The following is a 21,197-nucleotide window of genomic DNA, read 5'->3' as shown; positions in this document are numbered from 1 at the left end:
CATGATGGACGTCACCGCCGCCCTCTCCCGCCACCCGGAGGAGCCGTTCGCGCTGGAGCGCGTCACGCTCGACGTCCCGCGTGAGGGCGAGGTGCTGGTCCGGATGGTGGCCAGCGGCATCTGTCACACCGACCTCCACTACCGGTCCGTGCTGCCGCCCGCGGGCGGCCCGTACGTCCTCGGTCATGAAGGCGCGGGCGTCGTCGAAGGGACCGGTCCTGGCGTCACCGGCATCCGGCCCGGCGACCGGGTGGTGCTCAGCTACCGGCACTGCGGAGACTGCTCCCACTGTCGAGCGGGGCGGGTCGCGTACTGCACGCGGCTCGGTGAGCTGAACGCACCGGGCCCACGCCCGGACGGCACGCACACCCTGCACCAGGACGGCACCCCCGTCGCGGGCACCTTCTTCGGGCAGTCCAGCTTCGCCACGCATGCGCTCGCGTCCGTCGACAACACGGTGGTCGTCAACCCGGACACCGACCTGGTGACCGCCGCACCGCTGGGCTGCGGCGTGCAGACCGGTGCGGGTTCGGTGCTCAACGTACTTCGACCGCAGCGGAGTTCGAGTTTCGTGGTGTACGGGGCAGGTGCGGTGGGGTGTGCCGCGCTGATGGCCGCGCGTGCCGAGGAGGTCGGCACGATCGTCGCCGTGGACCCGGTGCCAGCCCGGCGCGAACTCGCGCTCCGCCTGGGCGCGACGGCCGCACTGGACCCCGGCGCCGTCGATGTCGTCGAGGCGGTCAGGGAGTTGACGGGCGGGGGCGCCTCGCACGCGCTGGACACCTCGGGCCTTCCGTCCGTGATCGCCGAAGCCGCCCTCGCGCTCGGCCGGGCCGGCACCCTCGTCCTGGTCGGCCTGGGCAAGCCGCAACTCACCGTGGACGTCGATGACATCATGCGGGGCGGCAAGACGCTGCGCGGCTGCATCGAGGGCGACGCCCGGCCCCATGAGTTCATCCCGCGCCTGCTGGAGATGCGCGCCAAGGGACTGCTTCCGCTAGAAGAGATCACCACGGCCTATCCGTTCGCGGAGATCGACCGGGCCGCGGCCGACTCGCGTTCGGGGGTCACGGTCAAGCCGGTCCTCGTCTTCTGACCGCCACGCACGTCACGCACGGAGCGGGCCCTGACCTCCCCGAGGGCAGGGCCCGCTCCGGCATGTGCCGTGCGGTCAACCGAGGTTGAGCAGCTCCTCGTTGTGCTCCCCCGGCAGCGGTGTGGGTGTGACACCTGCCGGACCGAAACCCGCGTACCGGGCCGGGGTGCGCACCACGGTCTCGGACCGGCCGCCGTCCGTGACCGTGACCGTGACGGCGAGAGAGCTTTCGGCGAAGACCTCGGACTCGACCGCCTCGCTCCAGTTGTTGACCTTGGCCGCCATCAGCCCGGCGTCGCGCAGGAGCTTCTCCCAGGCCGCGGCGGTGCGGGTGGCGAAGGTCGCGCTCAGCTCCCGGGTGAGGTCCGCGTTGTACAGAGAGCGCTGTGCCTGGTCGGCGAAGCGCGGGTCGGCGGCCAGGTCGGGGCGTTGCAGGAGTTCGGTGAGCAGCGTCCAGTGCTTGGGGACGTAGGCGGCGACCATCAGGTAGGTGCCCTCGGCGGCCGGGAACACGCCGGAGGGCGCGGTGGCGTACGGCGTGCGCCCGTCAGCCGGCGGCCGGGACACACCGGCGGAGTTCAGCGCCATGGTCAGGCTGTTCGACTGGAGGCTGCACGCCACGTCGTACATCGCGACGCGGACGACATCCGCCGTGCCGTGCCGTTCCCGTCCCAGCAGCGCGGCGAGTACCGCCTGCGCCAGCACGTGCCCGCTGGCGGCATCGATGATGGTGGAGCGGACCGGCAGCGGGCGGCCGTCCTCCGCGGTCAGCCCGGTCATCAGGCCCGATTCGGCCTGGACGAGGATGTCGATACCGGGGCGGCGCCCTTCCTCGCCGTCGCCGCCGTACGCCGAGAGCGAGGCGTACACGCAGCGAGGGTTTCGCGCCTGGACGGCGCGTGCGCCCAGGCCGAGGCGGTCCAGCACGCCGGGGCGGAAGGCGTCGAGGATCACGTCGGCGGTGTCGGCCAGGGCGAGGACCTGCTCCCGGCCCTCGTCCGAGCGCAGATCCACCATCACCGACTTCTTGCCGCGGTTGTTCGGCAGGAAGTACGGGGCAATGTGCTCCAGGCCCGGCGTGGTGGAGGTGATCCGGCGGGCGGCCTCACCGCCGGGTGCCTCGATCTTGACGACCTCGGCGCCGAGATCGGCGAGGACGGTTCCGGCGAGCGGGCCCGCCACGTTCTGCGTGAAGTCGAGGACGCGGTAGCCGTCCAGCGGGCGGGGGTTGTCGGTCATGCGGCTCTCCTGTCGGCGGGACGGTCAGTCGGCGGGACGGAAGACGGGGACGGACTCACCGCCCCCCGGCTGCTCGAAGGCGAGGGTCAGCTCCTGTCCGGTGGCGAGTGAGGCCGACTCGGCGCCGACGAGACGGCCGTGCAGCCACGGCCCCTCCGCCAGCTCCACCAACGCGGCGATCGCTCGCGGGACTTCGCCGCCGTCGGAGGGGGGACGGCCGTGCACCACGGTCCAGCCGACCAGGGCCGCGGAGCCGGAGGCAGGCTGCCAGGTCAGCCGGTCGCCGCCGCAGGAGGGGCAGGCGCGGGTGCGCGGCGCGGCCCAGGCGGGGCAGTCCGCGCAGCGGCGAAGCAGCAGTTCGCCGCGCGCGGTGGCGTCGTAGAACGGCGCCGAGGCGTCGTCACGGGTGACGGTGAGGGTGGGCACAGGAACCTCTCGGCGGTCAGTCGTTGTCGGCATGGGGGCTGAGGACGAGCGTCGAGTGATGGTCGAGGATGCCGCCGTTGCCGCTGACGAGGACCACGTCGTTGGCGGGCGCCTGTCGGTCACCGCCATGCCCCCGGGCCTGGATGACGGCCTCCGAGAGCGGCGTCATGCCCCACATGTAGTACGACGACAGCTGGCCACCCCCGGTGTTCACGGCCAGCCGTCCCCCGCCGGGAGCCAGCGCCCCGGAGGCCGCGAACGGGCCGCCCTCGCCCTTCTCGCAGAAGCCGTAGTCCTCCAGCGAGAGCAGCGCGGTGAAGGTGTAGCAGTCGTACAGTTCGGCCACGGTCACGTCCGCGATGCTCAGCCCCGCCATCTTCAGGGCGGCGGGGCCCGACTGTGCGGCGCCGCTCCTCAACCCCAGTTCGCTGTCGCGGTGTTCGGGATAGCCGGGGTGGCTCTGCGCCCAACCACGCACATGCACCGCCGGTTCGGGGAGGTGGGCGGCGCGCTCGGCGGTGGTGACGACGACGGCCACACCGCCGTTGCTGACCAGGCAGCAGTCGAGCAGCCGCAGGGGCTCGGCGATCCACCGCGAGCTCTGATGGTCGTCCAGCGTGATCGGATCGCGCAACTGGGCCCGCGGGTTCATGGCCGCCCACTGCCGCTGGGCGACGGCGATGGCGCCGAGTTGCTCGGAGGTGGTGCCGTACGCCTCCATGTGGCGGCGTGCGGCGAGGGCGTACAGCGCGTTGACGCTGGTCAGCCCGGCGGCCGGGAGCAGGGCGTCGAAGCCGACAGGGACGCGCCGCCCCGCGTACGCGGCCGAGCTGCGCTTGCCCTCGGTCAACGGTGCGTCGGCGAAGACGCAGACGACGGTCTCCGCCATGCCGGCCTGGACGGCCATGGACGCGTAGCTCACCATGGCGCCCGCCGAGGCGCCGTACGACTGGATCTCGGACAGCAGCCGCAGGTCGCGCAGTTGGAGCCGGCGTTGCAGGCCGATGCCCACCCCGCCGGCCAGGCCGGTGTTGGTGAGCACTCCGTCGACGTCGGCCAGGTTCAGGCCCGCGTCGGCGACGGCGAGGCGGACGGCCTCGGCGGCGAAGTCCTCGGCGTTACGGCCGTAGACGCGGCCCATCTCGGTGATGCCGAGCCCGGCGATGGCCGGCCGGCGTGCGGGACGTACGTTCAGCGGGCCTGCCACTGCGGGCTCCTCTTCTCGGCGAAGGCGCGCGGGCCCTCCTGGGCGTCGTGGGTGGCGAGGAGCGCGCGGATCTCACGGTCGCTGTGCGCCCACGCGCTCTCCTCGTCGGGGATGCGGCCGTCGAGGATGCCGAGGGCCACACGTTTGCTCGCCTGCACGGCGAGCGGGGCGTTCGCGCAGATCCGCTCGGCGAGGGCGAGGGCGGCGTCGACCACCTCGGCGGCGGGCACGACCCGGTTGACCAGGCCGAGTTCGAGGGCGCGGGCGGCGGTGACGGGCTCGCCGGTGAGGATCATCTCCATGGCGGCCTTGCGCGGAACCTGCTGGGCGAGGCGGAAGACTCCGCCCGCCGCGGCGAAGATCCCCCGCGAGACCTCGGGCAGCCCGAAGACGGCGGTGTCGGCGGCGACGGCCAGATCGCTGGCCAGTGTCAGTTCGGTGCCGCCGCCGAGGGCGAAGCCGTTGACGGCGGCGATGGTGGGCTTGCCGATGGCGTGCCGTACGTAGCCGGCGAAGCCCCACTCCGGGTGGCCTGGGGCGTGCAGGGACTCGCCGCGGGCCAGCGCCTTCAGGTCGGCGCCCGCGCAGAAGGCGCGGTCCCCGGCGCCGGTGAGGACGACGACCCGCACGTCGGGGTCGTGCTCGGCCTCCTCCAGCGCGGCGCCGACGGCGGCGCTGAGGGCTGCGTCGACGGCGTTCATGGCGTGCGGGCGGTTCAGCGTCACGAGCAGCGTGCGCCCGTGGCGCTCGGCGAGAGCGGCGGGCGGCGCAGGTGACTCGGGCGGCGGCGTGAAGGCGGCACCGGATGAGCTCATGGACGTACTCCCGAAAGTGGGGACAGGAGGGCCTGCAGCAGCCCTCCCGAAATACAGACCGCATCGGTCTCAAAATGGCGATGCCATGATGGCGTGGACAACCACTGTGTGCAAGAGGCATCTATCCGTCAGGAGGAAGCGGGACATGGCCGCCACGACCGGTGAGGGCGCGCAGCGCGGACGGCCCCGGGATCCGGACTTCGAGGACCGGGTCTACGACGCGGCGGTGGAGGTCTACGGCTACGCCGGGCTGGACGGCTTCTCGATCGGAGCCGTCGCGCGCCGTGCCCGGGTGGGCAAGGCATCCCTGTACCTGCGCTGGCCCGACCGGGAGACCCTGCTGAGGGAGGCGCTCGGCGCGCGCATCGTGCTCGACACCCACATCGACACCGGGGACCTACGGGCCGACCTGCGCCGCCTGGCGCAGCAGATGCTGGAGATGTTCTGGAGCGACATCGGGCTCGCGTTCATGCGACGCGTCGTCGACGCCACCGTCCACCCCGAGGTCTTCGGCTCCCGCCATCGTGAAGGCAGCCCTACGGTGCTCGCCGCCCGGCGCCTGGTGCACAACGCCGTGGACCGGGGAGACCTGCCACCCGGAAGCAGTCCGACCGTCCTCATGGACCTCCTCTTCGGCGCCACGATGATGCACGCCACGGTCACACCGGTCTCGATGCGCGAGAAGGCACGCGAGCGTGCGGACGACTACCTCGACGAACTCGTGGACACGATCCTGGCCGGCATGAACAGGGCGACGAAGTACGGAGGCCGAGTGGTTTGAGTACTCACCGGACTTGAGTACTCACCGGACCTGATCGCTCACTTCGCGTGGCCGTGCGGAGCGGGTCGCACCCGGGCCCCCACGGTGCGCAGCGAGATCCCCACATAACGGTCGGCGATCTCTTCGGGCGGCAGCGATCCGTCGACGCGGTACCAGCCTGTCACCGCCTGGCACATTCCGAGCAGCGCCCGTGTGGTGTCGGGTGCACTGTCCACCTCGAACAGCCCCTGGGCCACGCCTTCTTCGACGATCTCCAGGAGCAGTTCCTCCAGTTCTTTCCGCAGCGCCGCGTACTGTTTCCGGTTTTCCGGTTCCAGATAGCGCAGTTCGGCGTCGAGTCCGGCCGTCGCCGCCCGGTGGGTCATGTGCAGCACGATGCACTCGACGACGTGGGCGAACCGGTCCAGCACCCGGCCCTTGGCCTCCGCGTCCGCCGCCCGCGCCCGCCGCAGCACCTCGCCCATTGCGCCCTCGAGCAGCGCCACGAGCAGGCCCTGCTTGTTGTCGAAGCGGTAGTAGATCATCGGCAGGCTGACGCCGGCCCGACGTGCCACGTCCCGCACCGACGTCCCGTGGTAGCCGTGCTCGCGGAACTCCTCCAGGGCGGCCGCCAGGATCGGGTGCAGGTCGAGTGGTGCGAACGCGCGCCAGTCGTCGATCCGAGCCCCGGAGTCGGGTGCCGAGTTCTGCTTGGCCGCGCGAGGCGCTTTCGTCGCCATCAGTCCCACCACTCCTCGCCACCGCTGTCGACGGACATCCGACCGCATTCTAACGAACGCTAGATAGACTCAGGTAGCGGAAGGGGCGATGAGATAGCCCTCGATGAGTCGGGTGAGTTCGTCGATGACCGACTCGCGGTCGATCGGCGGGGGATCGAGGACGTAGCCGACCGTCACGGACTCGATGGTGCGCACGAGGATCCAGGCGGCCGCACGCACCGGCCTCACGGCGGGACGGCCCTGGAACAGGAGCGCGGTGGTGACCAGGTCGTCGATGCGCCGGACGAACTCGGCCCGTTGCGGGCTGGCGTTGCGCGGCAGCTGCTCGTAGACCACACGGAGCAGACCGGCGTCGCCTTCCAGGGCGTCCAGCAGGGCCCCGATCGTGCTCCGCACGCTGTCGGTGGCCTCGAGGTTGGATACGAACGCGTCGGTGATGCGAAGGTGCAATTGATCGACGTAGCGATCCAGCACCTGATCCAGGATCGCCTCCTTGTCCGGGAAGTACTGGTACAGAGACCCCGGACTGATCGCGGCTTTGACGGCGATCCGGCTGGTACTGGTGCGCTCGTATCCCCGCACCAGGAGAACCTCACGACCCGCCGCGAGGATCCGTTCGACCATGGCACGGGACCGGTCCTGTCGGGGCGTCCGTCTGGCCGCACGTTGCTGTGAGCCGAAGGTCATGGTCCGCTCCCGGAACGCGAATTGAACGCGAATAATCGCTCGTGTCAGCATCCAAACGTGATTCCACTGCACGCACAAGACGAGCGCGATGCCTCGCCGTATCCGCGACGCTTCCGCGGCGCACCGGAGCGTAATCTCCGCATCGGCAGAGTGCTGCGGCGCGTAGCCGGCGTCGAGGAGGTCGACGAAGGGCTGCTCGACCTGATCGGCCGACGCCTGTACGCCCGCGACGAGCAGGGTGCCGCCCTTGTCCGCGCCATGCGCGCGGGCGGCGTCACCGGGACAGACGCGGAACGCGTCACCATGGCCCAGTTCAGGAAGGCACTGGACGAAGGCGTCGAGGCCGTTCCCGACGCGCCGCCCGCCCTGGTGCGGTTCTTCGCGATGGTCGACGAGGTGCCGGACTGGGTCGACTTCGATCTGTTGGAGCGGGGTGCTGGGGTGGTCCGGCGCATGGGGCGCACCGCGACGGACGTCCTGCTGCAGCTGTCCCTGATCGGCGGCTACCGGTACGGCGGACCCCCTGAACTGCTGGTCGCCACGGGCGGGTTGTCGGGATCGACGGCCATGCGGCGGCTCGGAGAGACCGAGACCTGGACACGCGCGGTCGTTGAGCCGGGTGCGATGCGGCGCGGTGGAGAGGGCTTCAAGCTCACCGTCCACGTCCGGGCCATGCACGCCCTGATCAACGACCGGTTCGAGACCAACGGCCGCTGGGACAACGACCGATGGGGGCTCCCCATCAACCAGGCCGACCAGGCCGGCACGTTGGGACTGTTCAACAGCACCCTCCTCCTAGGTGCCCGCTTCCTCGGCTGGCACGTCAGCGCCGAGGACTCCCTCGCCGTGATGCACCTGTGGAAATACGTCGGCTGGCTCCTCGGCGTGAACGAGGACTGGCTCTTCGACACCGAGCGCGAGCAGAACGTCTTCAACTACCACGTGCTGCTCGCCCAGGACGGTCAGACACCGGCGGGTGCGGCCCTGACTGCGGCGATCGTCGACGGTGAACGACACCTTGACCACGGCCGGCTGACCTCACTGCGCGCACGGTATGCACAGGCCCGCCTGCTGAGCATGCTGAGGTACTTCCTGGGCAAGCGGAGTCTGGAGGACCTCCGCCTCCCCGTCGCGCTGCCGTGGGTGGTGCCGGCCGTCATCGCGAAGAACCTCGCCGCATCGCTCCTCGTGGGGTCCTCCGCGCTCGGGCGTAGCTACCTCGACCGTATCGGCATGGAATTCCGCCGGAATCGTGCCCGCATGCTCTTCGACGGAGCCCGCCAGCAGATCGGGTCCCTTCCCCTCTGAGCCCTCGATCGCCGTCCCGACGGATCACGGTCTGCCGTCCGGGCCGGCCGCTCAGCCGGACTGGCCGACCTGGACAAGGGATCCCTCGATGTCCGGCGCCAGGTGGAGGGCTGTACAGGCTTGCGGCCATGCCGCGTGTGGGGACCAGTTGGGGACCACACGGTGTGCGCGACGGTGCACGACGGCGCCTGCTGCACACGTTGTCCACCCTGATTAAGTCTGTTATATCCAGAAAATACCCTTGGCCCCCACTCCTGGGGGGCAAGGGGTCGCAGGTTCAAATCCTGTCGTCCCGACTTTACGAAGTCGCGGTTCAGGGGCCGTTTCAGAGGAGATCTGAAACGGCCCCTTGATCGTTCTTGGGGGTGGCCGTGCTGCTCGCTGTCTGCGACCACGATCTGTCACCGGGACCGGGCGGACCTCGTCCGCATCCAGCTGGGCCCGCAGCCGATGGTGTCGCGGTCGGGGAAGGGTCCACCGGATTCGACGGATCGTTGCCCGTCGGCGTTCACCACGTCGTGGCGACCGTTCTCAGGGGGATCCACGTGTCGTCGCGGCGCGCGTACTCGGTGGTCAGGAGCAACCGCCAGTGGGCCCGGCTTCCGTACACCTTGGCGTCGGTCACGGTCCGGGCGGTCAGCCGGGCCGTGCCGTCCTCGTTGCCGGCATCGAGCGCCGTGTCCACCTCGTCGATGGAGTGGTAGACGAACTGCCCGGCCCTCATCCCGGCCAGCCACTCGGCTTTGGGCTGCACGTATCCGGTCATGTGGGTGAGGGTGAAACCGTCGTCGAGCAGGGCGTCCAGTGACGGTGTGTCTCCTTCGGCCATGGCGTCCAGGTAGGCGCGGTGGACCTGGAGGATGTCCTCCCGGTCCGTCCGGCTGGGTGTGGGGGGCATGCTGACTCCTTGTTGTGTGGCGGGTGTTGCGCGGCAGGACCGGGCTGTCGTCAGGACGCGGTGCGCGCCCGGACGGCGTCGAGGTCGTCGCGGACCCGCTGCGGCTCGGCGTCGAGCGGCATGTTGGCCTCGTCCCGCACCGCGTCCAGGGAGCCGGGCGGGTCCTGGTCCAGTGCCGCGAACAGTGGCCCCAAGTTGCCCTGCATGCCTCCCTGTTCGGCCACCATCTCGAACGTTCGGCCGGCCGCCCCGGGAGCGGTGAGGGCTGCCACCAGCACCCGTGCGATGTCGGTGCGCGCGACACGTCCGTCGGCGGGGCCGCCGGAGCGGCGGCGGTCGCCCTGGAGGAACACCATCCGATGTTCGTCGGGTCCGTTCATGTCGAACCAGCCCGGCCGCACGATGGTGTAGACGAGACCACTGGCCCGTACCAGACGCTCCGAGCGGCGCTTCCACTCCAGCAGGTGGCCGTAGCCGCTGCTGCGGGTGGTGGCGCCGATGGAGGTCATCAGCGCCACGCGGGGCAGCGGGTCGGCAAGGGAGGTCACGGCGGTGAGTACGTTGCGTACGCCTGCGTAGTCGACCGTCTCCGGCGAGGACTCGCCTGTGCCGAAGGAGCCGAGGGTGAGCACGATCGCGTCGGCACCGGCCACCGCGTCGGGGAGTGTCCCGGGCCGGGTGACGTCGCCGGCGACGAAATCGGCGTCGGCGGGAAGCACCTGAGTGGCCTTCGCGACGTCACGTACCAGTGCCCGGACGGCGTGTCCGCGGGCGATCGCCTCGGCCACGACGAGCCGTCCGATGCTGCCGGTGGCGCCGACCACCAGGACGGTCAGGGGTTGTACTGCCATGTTCGTTTCCTTGCCAGGGGGTGGGCGTATGAGCACCCATGCCGTCAGTCTCACTCGGGCGCCGCGGTCACGCGCCGCGTGCAGCGCTTCGCTCCGAGGTACCGCCGCCGCAGGTCACTCCCGTACGAGGGCGACTCTCAGCGCCCTCGTACGGGAGTTCACGTGGGTGACCGGTCATGCCTGCCACGGCCCGGCGAAGGTCGCGCCGTCGACCACGAAGCGGTAGCGGACGTCGGAGGCGAGGATCCGCTCGTAGGCGGTGTTGATGTCCTGCGCGCCGATCAGTTCGATGTCGGCGCTCACGCCGTGCTCGGCGGCGAAGTCGAGCATCTCCTGGGTCTCCGCGATGCCGCCGAACAGCGATCCCGCGAAGGAACGGCCGTTCTGGAGAAGGGGGAAGACCTCCATCGGCATCGGTTTCGTCGTCACTCCGACGTTCACCATGGTGCCGTGCAGGCGCAGCATGCCGAGGTGGTCGGGGAGGGACACGGGTGCGCTGACGGTGTTGAGGATGATGTCGAAGGTGTTGGCCAGTTCGGTGAAGGCCGAGCCGTCGCCGGTCACGGCGTAGTGGTCGGCGCCCAGTGCCGCTGCGGCCTCGCGCTTGCTTTCGGACTGGGACAGGACGGTCACGTCGGCGCCCATGGCCTTGGCCATCTTCACGCCGAGGTGGCCCAGGCCGCCGAGGCCGACGACCGCGACCTTGGTGCCGGGCCGGGCGCCGAAGCGCTTGAGGGGGGAGTAGACGGTGATGCCGGCGCACAGCAGGGGAGCGGCGGCGGCCGGGTCGAGACCTTCCGGTACGCGGAGTACGAAGTCCTCGGGGGCGACGATCGCTTCGGAGTAGCCGCCCTGGGTGTGGGTACCGGGCTCGGCGGGGTCGGGGCTGCCGAAGACCAGAGTGTGGCCCTTGAGACAGTACTGCTCCTGGCCTGCCTGGCAGTTCTCACACTCGCGGCAGGAGTTGGCCATGCAGCCGATGCCGACCAGGTCGCCGACCCGGTGGCGGGTGACCTCGGCGCCGGTCTCGGTGACGCGGCCGACGATCTCGTGGCCGGGGACGAGCGGGCTGACGGGCAGCGGGCCGAACGCGCCGCCGGCGAAGCTGATGTCGGAGTGGCAGATGCCGCAGTACAGGATGTCGAGCTTGACGTCGTGCGGACCGACATCGCGGCGCTCGATGGTGACGGGAGCGAGCGGCTTGCCGGCTTCGTGGGCGCCGAACGCGTTGACGGTGGTGGGCATGGTGGTTCCTTCAGTGGGACAGGGGGAGGTTTCAGGCTTCGGGGATGGCGCGTCCGTAGGCGGCGAGGGTGACGTCCGCCGGTTCGGGGCCGCCCCGACGGCCGGTCTCCAGGGCGTCGAGGGCTTCCATCTCGTCCGTGGTGAGTGCGAAGTCGAAGATGTCGATGTTCTCGGCGATGCGGTGCCGCTTGGTCGACTTGGGGATCACCGAGCGGCCCTGCTGGACGCCCCAGCGGAGCAGTACCTGGGCGGGGCTCTTGCCGTGCTTCGCGGCGATCGCGGTGACGACCGGGTCCTCCAGGACGCTGCGGCGGTCCTCGCCGTACCCCGGATAGAAGGTGATGCCGCCGATGGGCGACCACGCCTGGTTGAGGATGCCGTGCCGGTCGTCGAAGTCGAGGACGGCGCGCTGCTGGAAGTAGGGATGGATCTCCAGCTGGTTGACGGCGGGGACGACGGTGGTGGCGTCGAGCAGCGCGGTCAGGTGGTCGACCATGAAGTTGCTGACGCCGATGGCGCGGACCTTGCCGTCGGCCAGCAGCTTCTCCAGGGCGCGGTAGGCGGCGAGGGTCCTGTCGAAGTCCGACGGGAGGGCCTGGTGCAGGATCAGCAGGTCGATCCGGTCGACGCCGAGTTTGGCGGCGCTCTTGTCGAAGCTGTGCAGGGTCTCGTCGTAGCCGTAGTCGCTGATCCAGATCTTCGTCTCGACGAAGATGTCGTCGCGGGGTACGGCGGAGTCGCGGATGGCCTGGCCGACTTCACGCTCGTTGCCGTACGCGGCGGCGGTGTCGATGTGCCGGTAGCCGAGGTCGAGCGCCGCGGTGACGGCGGCCCGGGTCTCGTCCGGCGGGGTCTGGAAGACACCGAGTCCGAGGGCGGGCATCTGGACGCCGTTGTTGAGGGTGAGATTCTGCATCACAGGGACCTTTCGGTACGGGTGGCCCGTGAGGGCACGACGACGAGGGTCAGGACGGCCACGACCGCCAGCGCGAGCAGGACGGCCGAGCCGGTCAGGGCGGCGCCCGAGCGGGCTGCGATGTCGGCGGCCGCGTGGCCGGTGGACACGGTGGCGGCCACGGCGGTGAGGATGCTCAGGCTCAGGGCGCTGCCGATCTGGTGCACGGTGTTGACCAGGCCTGCGCCGGCCCCCGCGTCCGCGGGGGCGACACCGTCCACGCCGCTGGAGGTCAGCGGGGCCAGCGCCAGTCCCTGGCCGGCACCGATGAGCACCATCGGCAGCGCCACTCCGGTCAGGTAGGGGGTGTGCAGGCCGAGGCGGCTGAGCCACACCATGCCCACCAGGGTCAGGGCGAGCCCGGCGGTGAGCACCCGCGGCCTGCTGAACCTCTCCAGCAGCTTCGGTACCTGGACGGCGAAGACGAAGTTGACCAGCGTCATCGGCAGGAAGGCGAGACCGGCCTGGAGCGGTGTCCAGTGGTAGACGCTCTGCACGAACTGGGCGGTGAAGAAGAAAAAGCCCATCATCGCGCCCATGTAGAGCATCCGGATCACATAGGCGCCGCTGCGCTCCCGGCTCGCGAACAGCCGCAGCGGCACGATCGGCTGCGCCGCCCGCCGCTCCACCCGGACGAACAGCCCCAGCATCACAGCACCCGCCACCAACGGAATCAGGGTGGCCGGGGCGGTCCAGCCGATGTCGGAGGCGTCGACGATGCCGAAGACCAGAGCGGTGGAGCCCCCGGTCGCCAGGAGCGCCCCCGGGAGGTCGAAGCGGCCGCGCCGGCGGTCGGTCTCCGGCAGGAACCGTACAGCCAGCGCCATCATGACGATGCCGATCGGTACGTTGAGGAAGAACCCGGCGCGCCATGAGATCAGGTCCGCGACCAGTCCCCCGACGACCAGGCCGAGGGCGGCGCCGAGACCGGCCACGGCGCTGTAGGCGGCCATCGCCCGGTTCCGTGCCCGGCCCTCGGGGAAGCTGCGCGTGAGCAGGGACAGCGCGGACGGGGCCAGGACCGCGGCCCCGACGCCCTGGAGCGCCCGGGCGCCGATCAGCCACCACTGGCTCTGCGCCGCACCGACCAGGAGCGAGGTGAGAGCGAAGACGGCCAGGGAGAACACGAACACCCTGCGGTGTCCCAACAGGTCACCGGCCCGGGCTCCGAGCAGCAGCAGCCCGCCGAAGACCAGGACGTAGGAGTTGGTGATCCACGACAGGCCGGTCTCGGAGAACCCCATGGCGGAGCGGATCTGCGGCAGCCCGGTGAAGACGATCGAGTTGTCGAGGATGACCATGAAGTAGCTGACGCAGATGATCGCCAGGATCAGCTTCGCATGGACCGGTCCCCGCTCCGGCTCGTCGGCCGCAGCCCCCGGCACGCGTCGTGCGGTGGTGGTCACCGAGTGGCTCACGGCCGCACCAGCACCTTCAGGGCCTCACGCGCGTCCATCGCCCGGTAACCCTCGGCGATGTCGTCGAGAGCGACGGTGCGGTCGAAGACCCGGCCGGGCTCGATGCGGCCTTCCAGGACGTCGGGGAGGAGCTCGTCGATGTAGGCGCGGGCCGGGGCGGGGCCGCCGGTCAGGGTGATGTTGCCGCCGAACAGACTGCCGAAGCCGACCGGGGCCTCCTCGTACTGGGGTACACCCACGCGGCTGATGGTGCCGCCGGGGCGGACCACGCCGTAGGCCTGCTCGTAGGCGGGCCGGTGTCCGACCGCCTCGATGACGATCCCGCTGCCGCCGCGGGTGAGCTCGCGGACCTTCTCGATGCCCTCGGCGCCGCGCTCGGCGACCACGTCAGTCGCACCGAACGCGCGGCCGAGGTCGGTGCGGGCCGTGTGCCGGCCCATGAGGACGATGTGCTCGGCGCCCAGCCGCCGGGCGGCGAGCACGGAGAGCAGGCCGACCGCGCCGTCCCCGATCACGGTGACGGTGCTGCCCCGCTTCACCCCGCCGCGTACGGCCGCGTGGTGACCGGTGCCCAGCACGTCGGAGAGGGTGAGCAGGGAGGGGATGAGCGCGTCGTCGGCGCCGACGGGGAGCTTGACCAGGGTGCCGTCGGCCAGCGGTACCCGCGCCGCCTGTCCCTGGCCGCCGTCGACACCGTCCCTGGCCCAGAAGCCGCCGTGCACGCAGGAGGTCTGCAGCCCGGCCCGGCAGAATTCACAGGTGCCGTCCGAGTAGGCGAACGGCGCGACGACCAGATCACCCTTCTTCACCGTGCCGACCTCACGGCCGATGTCCTCCACCACTCCGATGAACTCGTGCCCCATGCGGACCGGGCCGCCGGAGCGCGGCATGGAGTGGTAGGGGTGCAGATCACTGCCGCACACGCAGGCGGTGGTGATGCGCACGACAGCGTCGGTGGGTTCCTTCAGAGCCGGGTCGGCCACGTCCTCGACGCGGACGTCGCCTGCCGTGTACATGAGTGCTGCGCGCACGGTGTTCCTTCGGGTCGGATTCGGGTTCGGGCCCGGACTTCCCGTCCTCGGCCTTCTCCATGGAAACGCGCACCGGCACGCAGGTGAGAGTCACTGCTCTTCCAGGTAATGGCAGTACCTCGCAGGTCCTCGCCGACGGATCTACGGTGAAGTGGGCAGCGCGAGGCCCGCGCCGGACGAGTGGAGTCCTCGCGCGCCGCCGACCCCGGGCCCGGCACTGGTCGGCGGTTCGTCACGTGGGGACGGGCCGAGGCGCGGGGCCGTCCGTGAACACCGTTACGGGAAGAAGTCCCAGGGATCTGACCATGGCAGACAGCAGCAAGAAGAGCGTGGCCGCCGAGGTCCGCGAGTTCCTGAGCAGCCGGCGTGCCCGGATCACCCCCGAGCAGGCCGGACTGCCGGTCTACGGCGGCAACCGCCGCGTCGCCGGCCTGCGGCGAGAGGAGGTCGCGCTGCTCGCGGGCATGAGCGTCGACTACTACGTCCGTCTGGAGCGCGGGAATCTCTCCGGCGCCTCCGACTCGGTGCTGGAATCCCTCGCCCACGCCCTGCAACTCGACGAGGCCGAGCGCACCCACCTCTACGACCTGGCCCGCGCGGCGACGCCCTCGGGCCGGCGCCCCACGGTGACGGCGTCCCGTGTGCGGCCCACCATCCTGCGACTGCTGGACTCGATGACCGACGTGCCCGCGTACGTACGCAACGCGCGCTTCGACATCCTGGCCGCCAACACGCTGGGACGTGCGCTGTACGCACCTCTCTTCGACTCGCCGCTGTTCGCCCAGCGCGGGCCGGCCAACAGCGCCCGCTTCATGTTCCTGGACCCCGCGAGCAAGGACTTCTGGGTCGACTGGGACAAGGGGGCCGACGACGCCGTCGCCTTCCTGCGCACCGAGACGGGCCGGGCGCCCCACGACAAGGCGCTCACCGACCTGATCGGTGAACTGACCTCCAGAAGCGGCGACTTCGCTCGCCGGTGGGCCCGCCACGACGTGAAGTTCCACCGCACCGGCGTCAAGAACCTCCACCACCCGCTGGTCGGCGATCTCGCCCTGCCCTACGAGGCGATGGAACTGCCGGCCGATCCCGGGCTGCGCCTCAACTTCTACACCCCCGAACCGGACTCCCCGGCGAGGGAGGCCCTGGGCCTGCTCGCCAGCTGGGCGAGCACGGGGACGGCCGTTCCGAGCGCGAACGACTGATTGCGCGCGCCTTCGGAAAGCCGTCGCGTCCGTCGAGCCATGCCTTTCGTGCGCCCGGGGCGTGGGGGCCGTAGCCAGGCCGGTCAGTGCCCGCGTGCGACCCACTCCTCCAGGTGGGGTGCCTCGGCGCCGATGGTCGTGGAATCGCCGTGACCGGTGAGGACCTTGGTGTCCGGGGGCAGGCTGAGCAACCGGTCGCGGACGGAGTCGATGATCGTCGGGAAGTGGGAGTACGACCGTCCGGTGGCGCCGGGGCCGCCCTGGAAGAGGGTGTCGCCGGTGAAGACGACGCCGAGGTCGGGGGCGTACAGGGAGACGGCGCCGGGCGCGTGTCCGGGGGTGTGGAGGACGGTGAGGCCGGTGCCGGCGGCCTGAAGGACCTGGCCGTCGACGAGGTGGGAGTCGGGGGCGCGGTCGGGGTGGGTCTCCTGCCACAGCGGCACGTCGTCGGCGTGGAGCCGGATGGGGGCGCCGGTGAGCTCGGCGAGGGCCGGGGCCGCGTTGATGTGGTCGTTGTGGGCGTGGGTGCAGATGATGTCGGTGACCCTGCGGTCGCCGACGGCGCGGAGGATGGCCTCCGCGTCGTGGGCGGGATCGATGACGACGACCTCGTCGTCGTCGCCGACGATCCACACGTTGTTCTCGACGTCCCACGTGCCGCCGTCGAGGGTGAACTGGCCCGACGTGACCAGGCGTTCGATGCGGGGAGCCATCACAGCACCACCACCGAGCGCAGGACGTCACCCTCCTTCATCCGCTCGAACGCCTTCTCCACCTCGTCCATCTGGATGGTCTCGGTGACGAACTCGTCCAGGGGCAGGCGTCCTTGCAGGTGCAGGTCGATGAGCGTCGGGAAGTCCCGGGAGGGCAACGCGTCGCCGTACCAGGAGGACTTGAGGGAGCCGCCGCGCGAGAAGACGTCCAGCAGCGGCAGTTCGAGCGTCATCTCGGGGCTGGGGACACCGACGAGGACGAGGGTGCCGGCCAAGTCGCGGGCGTAGAACGCCTGCTTGTACGTCTCGGGGCGGCCGACCGCGTCGATGACGACGTCGGCGCCATGGCCGTCGGTGAGTTCCCGGATGGCCTCGACCGGGTCGGTCTTCGAGGAGTTGACGGTGTCGGTGGCACCCAGTGTGCGCGCCTTCTCCAGCTTCCGGTCGTCGAGGTCGACGGCGATGATCTTCGACGCACCGGCGAGGTGCGCTCCGGCGATCGCCGCGTCACCGACGCCACCGCAGCCGATGACGGCGACGGAGTCTCCCCGGCCGACGTTTCCGGTGTTGATCGCGGCTCCGATGCCGGCCATCATGCCGCAGCCGAGGAGTCCGGCCACCGCCGGGGACGCGGCCGAGTCCACCTTGGTGCACTGTCCGGCGGCAACGAGGGTCTTCTCCGCGAAGGCGCCGATACCGAGGGCCGGGGTCAGCTCCTGCCCGGTGGAGGCGAGGGTCATCTTCTGCTTCGCGTTGTGGGTGTTGAAACAGTACTGGGGCTCGCCACGCCGACAGGCGCGGCAGTTTCCGCACACCGCCCGCCAGTTGAGGATGACGAAGTCCCCCGGCGCCACCTCTGTGACGCCCTCTCCGACCGACTCCACGACACCGGCGGCCTCGTGGCCGAGCAGGAAGGGGAAATCGTCGGTGATGGCACCCTGTTTGTAGTGCAGGTCGGTGTGGCAGACACCGCAGGCCTGGATCTTCACCACGGCCTCATCGGGCCCGGGGTCCGGGACCACGATCGTCTCGACCCGAACGGGATCGTTCTTCGCAAGCACGACGACGCCGCGCACTTCCTGGGGCATGGCCTGTCCTTCCTCGACGAACCGGCTTCGGCCCCACGCGCGAGGTACGCGACGGATCGGCAAGGACACGGCCGTGACGTCGGAGTACCGCCGGGGCGCGGTCCGTCGTCGATGCCGACCCCGACCCGCTGACGAGTTCCGTGCGAGACCGCGAACGGGCCCGCCGGTGAACGATCCTCACCGACAGCTGTCTCTCGTCCACAGCCTTGAGCAGCTCGTACGGGTTTCGCCGTACGAGCGGCCGGACGCCGCGGGGCCTGTCACCAGCATGGCGGGCGGTGACCGTCGCCGCACGTCGACCGGGGCCGTGGGCGCGGGCCCGCGGGGCATGGCCTCCCTGTATGGGCGTGGCCATCTGTATGGGCGTGGCCATCGGGCCCAGAGGGCCGGGGCGGCCGCGCCCCCCCGGGAGGGTGGCGCAGCACGTCGTCGGCAGGAGCGGTCAGGGCTACTGACCCTTGCTCCACCCCGTTGTGCTGGAGTACGAGTCCAGCAGATCCACCACGAAGACCAGGGTCGAGCCCGGCGGGATCAATGGCGAGGGCGACTGATTGCCGTAGCCGAGGCGCGGGGGAATGATGATCTCGCGGCGACCGCCGACCCTCATCCCCCGTACCCCCCGGTCCCAGCCCTTGATGACCTTGCCGCTGCCCAGGGCGAACTTGTACGGCTCACCCCGGTCCCAGGAGGCGTCGAACTCCTTCCCGGACTCGAAGGTCACCCCGACGTAGTGGACCCTGACCACCATGCCCGGCTTCACCTCGGGCCCGTCACCGACGACCAGGTCCCGGACGGTCAGCTCGGTCGGAGCGTCGCCCTCCGGGATGTCGACCTTGGGTTTCGTCGGTTCACTCATCGCGGCCTCGTCAATCTCCGGCACATGGGAACTCCATGCGGCAGGTGATCACGTTACCGAGAACGCGGCTCACTTCCGTCGTGCAGCCGTTCCGCTCCGCTCAGGACAGCGGCAGGTCCGCGATCATCACGGCGTACACCGGGGAGTCGGGGAACGGCTGACGCTCGCCTACCTTCCGGTACCCCCAGGACGCGTAGAGGGCCTCCACCTTCGGGTGTGTCACGTCCACCAGGAGTGCCGCCAGGCTTTCGGCCCGGGGCTCCATCAGCGCCCGGTGCAGTTGTTCGGCGGTACCCGTCTTCCGCCATTGCTCACGCACCATGAGCTCCGAGAAGTGGAAGGTGGCCGTACGCGCCGGAGCCGTCTCCATGTGGTCCCGCCACCACTCCCGGCCGTCGGTCGCGGGAGCCCCGTAGGCGAAGCCCACCACCTCGTCGCCGTCGTAGCCGATGACGCAGGAGAAGTCCGGGTGACCACCCCAGTGATCCACGAACCAGGCGAAGCGCTGGTTGAACTCGTTCTCCATTTCGGCGGCGTAGACATCGTCGTGCACGTCCAGCAACGTCTGCCGGATCTTGGGCAAGTCGTCGTGGCCGTAGTGGCGTAAGCGCACTGTGGAGGTCATCGGGCCTGGCTCCATTCGGTCGGTCTGGCGGACGGGGCGTGGGCGGTACGGGCGACGCTGCGGGCGTTGTCCTCGGCGGCGCTCTCCGTCGATCGTGGCAGCGTACGGTGACTGCGTGGCAAACGAGGACCTGGGACGGACCCTGCGCCGCTTGCGTCATTTGGCCTCCTTGACGCAAGAAGAGCTGGCCGAGCGCTCCCAGGTGTCCGTCGATGTGGTTCGCCAACTCGAAGAGGGGCGGAGGCACTCGGCCCGCCTCCCCATCCTGCACGCGCTGGCCAACGGTCTCGGTGTCGAGTTGACCACGCTGCTCGGTGACCCGCCCGCCGTTTCCACGGGTGAGACGGACGGCCCGCGCTTCGTGGCTGTTCGCAGGGCCGTCATGCCCGTGCTGTGGGGGCCCGAACCTGAGCCGCCGGGCTCCGACTTCTCGCTGGACCGGCTCCGGGAGCGGATCGCGGAGGGCTGGACGCGGTATCACGCCGCCGAGTTCGACACGGTGATGAAGGCGCTGCCGGACCTGCTCGCGGATGCGCGCACTGCCACGGCGTCGGACGACGAGGACGGCCGAGGGGCCGGTTTCGCGGCCCTGGGCAAGGCGCTTCAGCTCGCCGGACATGTCGCGGTGCGGATGGGCAAGACGGACCTTGCGCTGACGAGTCTGGAGCGCGCCATGGACGCCGCGGGGCGTTCGTCCGACCCGCTGCTTCTGCCGATGATCGTCAACTCGACCGCGTGGACCTATCAGAGGCAGGGACGCCTGGAGGACGCGCTGAGTATCGCCCTCCGTGCCGCTGACGACATGGTGAACGCGGGCCGCGACGAGACTGCCGACGGCCTGAAGGTGTGGGGCGCCCTGATCATGAGCGCCGCTACGTCGGCCGCGCGGAGCGGTGACTACGAGCGCGCGGCGGCGATGATGGAGACGGCGGAGAAGGAAGCCGCTCGCGTCTCCAAGCTCCCCGACGGTGGCGACAACCGCATGGTCAGCGTCTTCAGCCCGTCGTCGGTACGCATCGAACGGGTCCGTCTCGCCGTTCAGTACGGACACCCGGAAGACGCCTTGGCCCTGGCCAAGGGGATGCGGTTGAGCAAGGACACCCCGCCGTCCTGGCGGACGTGGCTGCTGCTGGACGTGGCCCGGGCCCACACCGACATCGGGGACGCGGCCGGGGCGGTGAAGACCCTGGAGTCCCTGCGCCGGGTGGCGCCGACGTGGATGCAACACCACACGCTGGCCGTCGCCATCGTGCGTGACCTGTGGGCACTCCCCAACCACCCGCCGGGGCTACGGCTGTTGGCGGAGTTCCTGGGGGTCGGCGAATAAAGTGGAGAAAGTGGGACGTTGCGCCCCTGTCAACGCTCTTTGCATGTCGCTTACATGAGCGGACAGCGCCCCGGCGGCTGTGCGACCGGTCCCGGCGCCCGGCCGTCCCCAGGGAGCAGACCGACATGCCGCAACCCACAACGCGCGCCCGCCAGACAGGGCACCCCGGCTACAGCGAGAACCTGCCACGCGAACCCGAGAGCGCCGCCACCGCCCGGCGCCTCACGAATGCCGCCCTTTCCTGCTGGGGCTTGGAAGAGTTGGCCGAGAACGGCGCCCTGGTCGTCTCCGAGTTGGTGGCCAACGCCGTGCGGCATGCCCGGCGGGAGTCCATCCGCGTGGTGGTGGAGCGCACCGCGCCGGGCACGGTTCGTGTGGCCGTGGCGGACTTCTCGCGCGTGCTGCCCGAGCCGTGTACGCCGAAGGACGACGAGGAGGGCGGGCGTGGCCTGGCCCTTGTGGCGGCGTTGGCGGCGAACTGGGGGACGGATGAGCGCCGCTGGGGGAAGGTCGTGTGGGCGGAGCTGGAGGGGCGCGGGTGAGTGACGAAGTGGCCCCTGGTCGCAGCGCGGCCCGAGCCCATCTGTCGCAGTTGATCGAGCTGTTCGGCACGGACGGGTGCCTGCGGATCAGTACGGCCCTCGTTGAATCCGACCCTCCCCCCTTCGGCGGAGAGCCGGAGGACGACGACCAGACGTGACCACCCAGGA

Annotated in this window: 23 protein-coding genes; 7 read left to right on the top strand and 16 right to left on the bottom strand. The window is 70.5% G+C overall.

The window, feature by feature from the left end; translation table 11 throughout:
* Position 1: 1 nt before the first annotated feature.
* Positions 2 to 1,096, top strand: a complete 1,095-nt coding sequence (locus AB0E91_RS01165; protein ID WP_361773283.1) for an NAD(P)-dependent alcohol dehydrogenase — start codon at positions 2 to 4, stop codon at positions 1,094 to 1,096.
* Between the two features lie 75 nt (positions 1,097 to 1,171).
* Here the strand turns inward: AB0E91_RS01165 and AB0E91_RS01160 are convergent, their stop codons facing one another.
* Genes AB0E91_RS01160 through AB0E91_RS01145 form a run of 4 tightly spaced genes read right to left on the bottom strand, consistent with a single transcriptional unit; the run spans position 1,172 to position 4,783 of the window.
* Positions 1,172 to 2,335, bottom strand: coding sequence for a CoA transferase (locus tag AB0E91_RS01160; RefSeq protein WP_361773280.1), 1,164 nt, complete (start codon positions 2,333 to 2,335; stop codon positions 1,172 to 1,174).
* A 24-nt stretch (positions 2,336 to 2,359) separates the two neighbouring features.
* Positions 2,360 to 2,761 carry an OB-fold domain-containing protein gene (locus tag AB0E91_RS01155; RefSeq protein ID WP_361773277.1) on the bottom strand — a complete coding sequence of 134 codons (402 nt, stop codon included), beginning with the start codon at positions 2,759 to 2,761 and terminating at the stop codon, positions 2,360 to 2,362.
* Positions 2,762 to 2,777: 16 nt separating this feature from the next.
* The gene (locus tag AB0E91_RS01150; protein WP_361773274.1) at positions 2,778 to 3,968 is read right to left on the bottom strand and encodes a thiolase family protein; all 1,191 of its coding nucleotides are present in this window, start codon (positions 3,966 to 3,968) and stop codon (positions 2,778 to 2,780) included.
* Positions 3,953 to 4,783: a crotonase/enoyl-CoA hydratase family protein gene (locus tag AB0E91_RS01145; RefSeq protein WP_361773271.1), complete on the bottom strand. Its 831-nt coding sequence runs from the start codon at positions 4,781 to 4,783 to the stop codon at positions 3,953 to 3,955. Before AB0E91_RS01145 ends, AB0E91_RS01150 begins: the two co-directional genes overlap by 16 nt.
* Before the next feature lie 145 nt (positions 4,784 to 4,928).
* Between AB0E91_RS01145 and AB0E91_RS01140 the strand changes: the two genes are divergently transcribed.
* Positions 4,929 to 5,564: a TetR/AcrR family transcriptional regulator gene (locus tag AB0E91_RS01140; protein WP_361773268.1), complete on the top strand. Its 636-nt coding sequence runs from the start codon at positions 4,929 to 4,931 to the stop codon at positions 5,562 to 5,564.
* Positions 5,565 to 5,602: 38 nt separating this feature from the next.
* Here the strand turns inward: AB0E91_RS01140 and AB0E91_RS01135 are convergent, their stop codons facing one another.
* Both AB0E91_RS01135 and AB0E91_RS01130 read right to left on the bottom strand, forming a co-directional pair.
* Positions 5,603 to 6,283, bottom strand: a complete 681-nt coding sequence (locus tag AB0E91_RS01135) for a TetR/AcrR family transcriptional regulator (protein WP_361773265.1) — start codon at positions 6,281 to 6,283, stop codon at positions 5,603 to 5,605.
* Positions 6,284 to 6,352: 69 nt separating this feature from the next.
* Complete coding sequence (locus AB0E91_RS01130) at positions 6,353 to 6,907, bottom strand: TetR/AcrR family transcriptional regulator (RefSeq protein ID WP_361773262.1); 555 nt, start codon at positions 6,905 to 6,907, stop codon at positions 6,353 to 6,355.
* Between the two features lie 213 nt (positions 6,908 to 7,120).
* On the opposite strand from AB0E91_RS01130, the gene AB0E91_RS01125 reads away from it, so the two are divergent.
* Entirely contained in the window at positions 7,121 to 8,278 is a 1,158-nt protein-coding gene (locus AB0E91_RS01125) for an oxygenase MpaB family protein (RefSeq protein ID WP_361773259.1), read from the top strand.
* Positions 8,279 to 8,786: 508 nt separating this feature from the next.
* Here AB0E91_RS01125 and AB0E91_RS01120 read toward each other — a convergent pair.
* From AB0E91_RS01120 to AB0E91_RS01095, 6 genes are all read right to left on the bottom strand, one after another.
* A complete protein-coding gene (locus AB0E91_RS01120) occupies positions 8,787 to 9,176 on the bottom strand; it encodes a nuclear transport factor 2 family protein (RefSeq protein ID WP_361773256.1) in 390 nt (129 codons plus the stop codon).
* Positions 9,177 to 9,226: 50 nt separating this feature from the next.
* Positions 9,227 to 10,027 carry an SDR family oxidoreductase gene (locus tag AB0E91_RS01115; protein WP_361773253.1) on the bottom strand — a complete coding sequence of 267 codons (801 nt, stop codon included), beginning with the start codon at positions 10,025 to 10,027 and terminating at the stop codon, positions 9,227 to 9,229.
* A 174-nt stretch (positions 10,028 to 10,201) separates the two neighbouring features.
* Positions 10,202 to 11,272: an NAD(P)-dependent alcohol dehydrogenase gene (locus AB0E91_RS01110; RefSeq protein ID WP_361773250.1), complete on the bottom strand. Its 1,071-nt coding sequence runs from the start codon at positions 11,270 to 11,272 to the stop codon at positions 10,202 to 10,204.
* A gap of 31 nt (positions 11,273 to 11,303) precedes the next feature.
* On the bottom strand, positions 11,304 to 12,188 hold the full coding sequence (locus tag AB0E91_RS01105; protein WP_361773247.1) for an aldo/keto reductase: 885 nt from the start codon (positions 12,186 to 12,188) through the stop codon (positions 11,304 to 11,306).
* Positions 12,188 to 13,645 (bottom strand): MFS transporter, encoded by a 1,458-nt coding sequence (locus AB0E91_RS01100; RefSeq protein WP_361773244.1) that lies wholly within the window; start codon positions 13,643 to 13,645, stop codon positions 12,188 to 12,190. Before AB0E91_RS01100 ends, AB0E91_RS01105 begins: the two co-directional genes overlap by 1 nt.
* Positions 13,642 to 14,676, bottom strand: a complete 1,035-nt coding sequence (locus AB0E91_RS01095) for an alcohol dehydrogenase catalytic domain-containing protein (RefSeq protein WP_361773241.1) — start codon at positions 14,674 to 14,676, stop codon at positions 13,642 to 13,644. The genes AB0E91_RS01100 and AB0E91_RS01095 overlap by 4 nt, the downstream gene beginning before the upstream one ends.
* Before the next feature lie 305 nt (positions 14,677 to 14,981).
* On the opposite strand from AB0E91_RS01095, the gene AB0E91_RS01090 reads away from it, so the two are divergent.
* A complete protein-coding gene (locus tag AB0E91_RS01090) occupies positions 14,982 to 15,878 on the top strand; it encodes a helix-turn-helix transcriptional regulator (RefSeq protein WP_361773238.1) in 897 nt (298 codons plus the stop codon).
* Positions 15,879 to 15,961: 83 nt separating this feature from the next.
* On the opposite strand, the gene AB0E91_RS01085 is transcribed toward AB0E91_RS01090, so the two are convergent.
* The 4 genes from AB0E91_RS01085 to AB0E91_RS01070 form a co-directional block, all read right to left on the bottom strand.
* Positions 15,962 to 16,591, bottom strand: a complete 630-nt coding sequence (locus tag AB0E91_RS01085; protein WP_361773235.1) for an MBL fold metallo-hydrolase — start codon at positions 16,589 to 16,591, stop codon at positions 15,962 to 15,964.
* Positions 16,591 to 17,679 (bottom strand): S-(hydroxymethyl)mycothiol dehydrogenase, encoded by a 1,089-nt coding sequence (locus AB0E91_RS01080; protein WP_361773232.1) that lies wholly within the window; start codon positions 17,677 to 17,679, stop codon positions 16,591 to 16,593. Before AB0E91_RS01080 ends, AB0E91_RS01085 begins: the two co-directional genes overlap by 1 nt.
* 448 nt (positions 17,680 to 18,127) lie before the next feature.
* Entirely contained in the window at positions 18,128 to 18,535 is a 408-nt protein-coding gene (locus AB0E91_RS01075) for an FKBP-type peptidyl-prolyl cis-trans isomerase (RefSeq protein ID WP_361773229.1), read from the bottom strand.
* Between the two features lie 100 nt (positions 18,536 to 18,635).
* On the bottom strand, positions 18,636 to 19,160 hold the full coding sequence (locus AB0E91_RS01070) for a GNAT family N-acetyltransferase (RefSeq protein WP_361773226.1): 525 nt from the start codon (positions 19,158 to 19,160) through the stop codon (positions 18,636 to 18,638).
* A 115-nt stretch (positions 19,161 to 19,275) separates the two neighbouring features.
* On the opposite strand from AB0E91_RS01070, the gene AB0E91_RS01065 reads away from it, so the two are divergent.
* The 3 genes from AB0E91_RS01065 (at position 19,276) to AB0E91_RS01055 (ending at position 21,187) form a co-directional block, all read left to right on the top strand.
* A complete protein-coding gene (locus tag AB0E91_RS01065; RefSeq protein WP_361773222.1) occupies positions 19,276 to 20,487 on the top strand; it encodes a helix-turn-helix domain-containing protein in 1,212 nt (403 codons plus the stop codon).
* Positions 20,488 to 20,612: 125 nt separating this feature from the next.
* The gene (locus AB0E91_RS01060; protein ID WP_361773219.1) at positions 20,613 to 21,029 is read left to right on the top strand and encodes an ATP-binding protein; all 417 of its coding nucleotides are present in this window, start codon (positions 20,613 to 20,615) and stop codon (positions 21,027 to 21,029) included.
* Positions 21,026 to 21,187, top strand: coding sequence for a hypothetical protein (locus AB0E91_RS01055; RefSeq protein ID WP_361773216.1), 162 nt, complete (start codon positions 21,026 to 21,028; stop codon positions 21,185 to 21,187). Before AB0E91_RS01060 ends, AB0E91_RS01055 begins: the two co-directional genes overlap by 4 nt.
* Positions 21,188 to 21,197 lie beyond the last annotated feature (10 nt).

The organism is Streptomyces sp. NPDC026659 (assembly GCF_040638245.1).
GTDB lineage: Bacteria > Actinomycetota > Actinomycetes > Streptomycetales > Streptomycetaceae > Streptomyces.
The sequence above is the reverse complement of the archived record's forward strand: the minus strand, read 5'-3'. Positions and strand labels throughout refer to the sequence as shown.

What these genes read in the sequence shown, in the direction of transcription:
- AB0E91_RS01165 (WP_361773283.1), top strand. Translation starts at nt 2, where the DNA reads ATGATGGACGTCACCGCCGCCCTCTCCCGCCACCCGGAGGAGCCGTTC.
- AB0E91_RS01160 (WP_361773280.1), bottom strand. Translation starts at nt 2,335, where the DNA reads ATGACCGACAACCCCCGCCCGCTGGACGGCTACCGCGTCCTCGACTTC.
- AB0E91_RS01145 (WP_361773271.1), bottom strand. Translation starts at nt 4,783, where the DNA reads ATGAGCTCATCCGGTGCCGCCTTCACGCCGCCGCCCGAGTCACCTGCG.
- AB0E91_RS01140 (WP_361773268.1), top strand. Translation starts at nt 4,929, where the DNA reads ATGGCCGCCACGACCGGTGAGGGCGCGCAGCGCGGACGGCCCCGGGAT.
- AB0E91_RS01135 (WP_361773265.1), bottom strand. Translation starts at nt 6,283, where the DNA reads ATGGCGACGAAAGCGCCTCGCGCGGCCAAGCAGAACTCGGCACCCGAC.
- AB0E91_RS01130 (WP_361773262.1), bottom strand. Translation starts at nt 6,907, where the DNA reads ATGGTCGAACGGATCCTCGCGGCGGGTCGTGAGGTTCTCCTGGTGCGG.
- AB0E91_RS01120 (WP_361773256.1), bottom strand. Translation starts at nt 9,176, where the DNA reads ATGCCCCCCACACCCAGCCGGACGGACCGGGAGGACATCCTCCAGGTC.
- AB0E91_RS01115 (WP_361773253.1), bottom strand. Translation starts at nt 10,027, where the DNA reads ATGGCAGTACAACCCCTGACCGTCCTGGTGGTCGGCGCCACCGGCAGC.
- AB0E91_RS01110 (WP_361773250.1), bottom strand. Translation starts at nt 11,272, where the DNA reads ATGCCCACCACCGTCAACGCGTTCGGCGCCCACGAAGCCGGCAAGCCG.
- AB0E91_RS01105 (WP_361773247.1), bottom strand. Translation starts at nt 12,188, where the DNA reads ATGCAGAATCTCACCCTCAACAACGGCGTCCAGATGCCCGCCCTCGGA.
- AB0E91_RS01090 (WP_361773238.1), top strand. Translation starts at nt 14,982, where the DNA reads ATGGCAGACAGCAGCAAGAAGAGCGTGGCCGCCGAGGTCCGCGAGTTC.
- AB0E91_RS01085 (WP_361773235.1), bottom strand. Translation starts at nt 16,591, where the DNA reads ATGGCTCCCCGCATCGAACGCCTGGTCACGTCGGGCCAGTTCACCCTC.
- AB0E91_RS01080 (WP_361773232.1), bottom strand. Translation starts at nt 17,679, where the DNA reads ATGCCCCAGGAAGTGCGCGGCGTCGTCGTGCTTGCGAAGAACGATCCC.
- AB0E91_RS01075 (WP_361773229.1), bottom strand. Translation starts at nt 18,535, where the DNA reads ATGAGTGAACCGACGAAACCCAAGGTCGACATCCCGGAGGGCGACGCT.
- AB0E91_RS01070 (WP_361773226.1), bottom strand. Translation starts at nt 19,160, where the DNA reads ATGACCTCCACAGTGCGCTTACGCCACTACGGCCACGACGACTTGCCC.
- AB0E91_RS01060 (WP_361773219.1), top strand. Translation starts at nt 20,613, where the DNA reads ATGCCGCAACCCACAACGCGCGCCCGCCAGACAGGGCACCCCGGCTAC.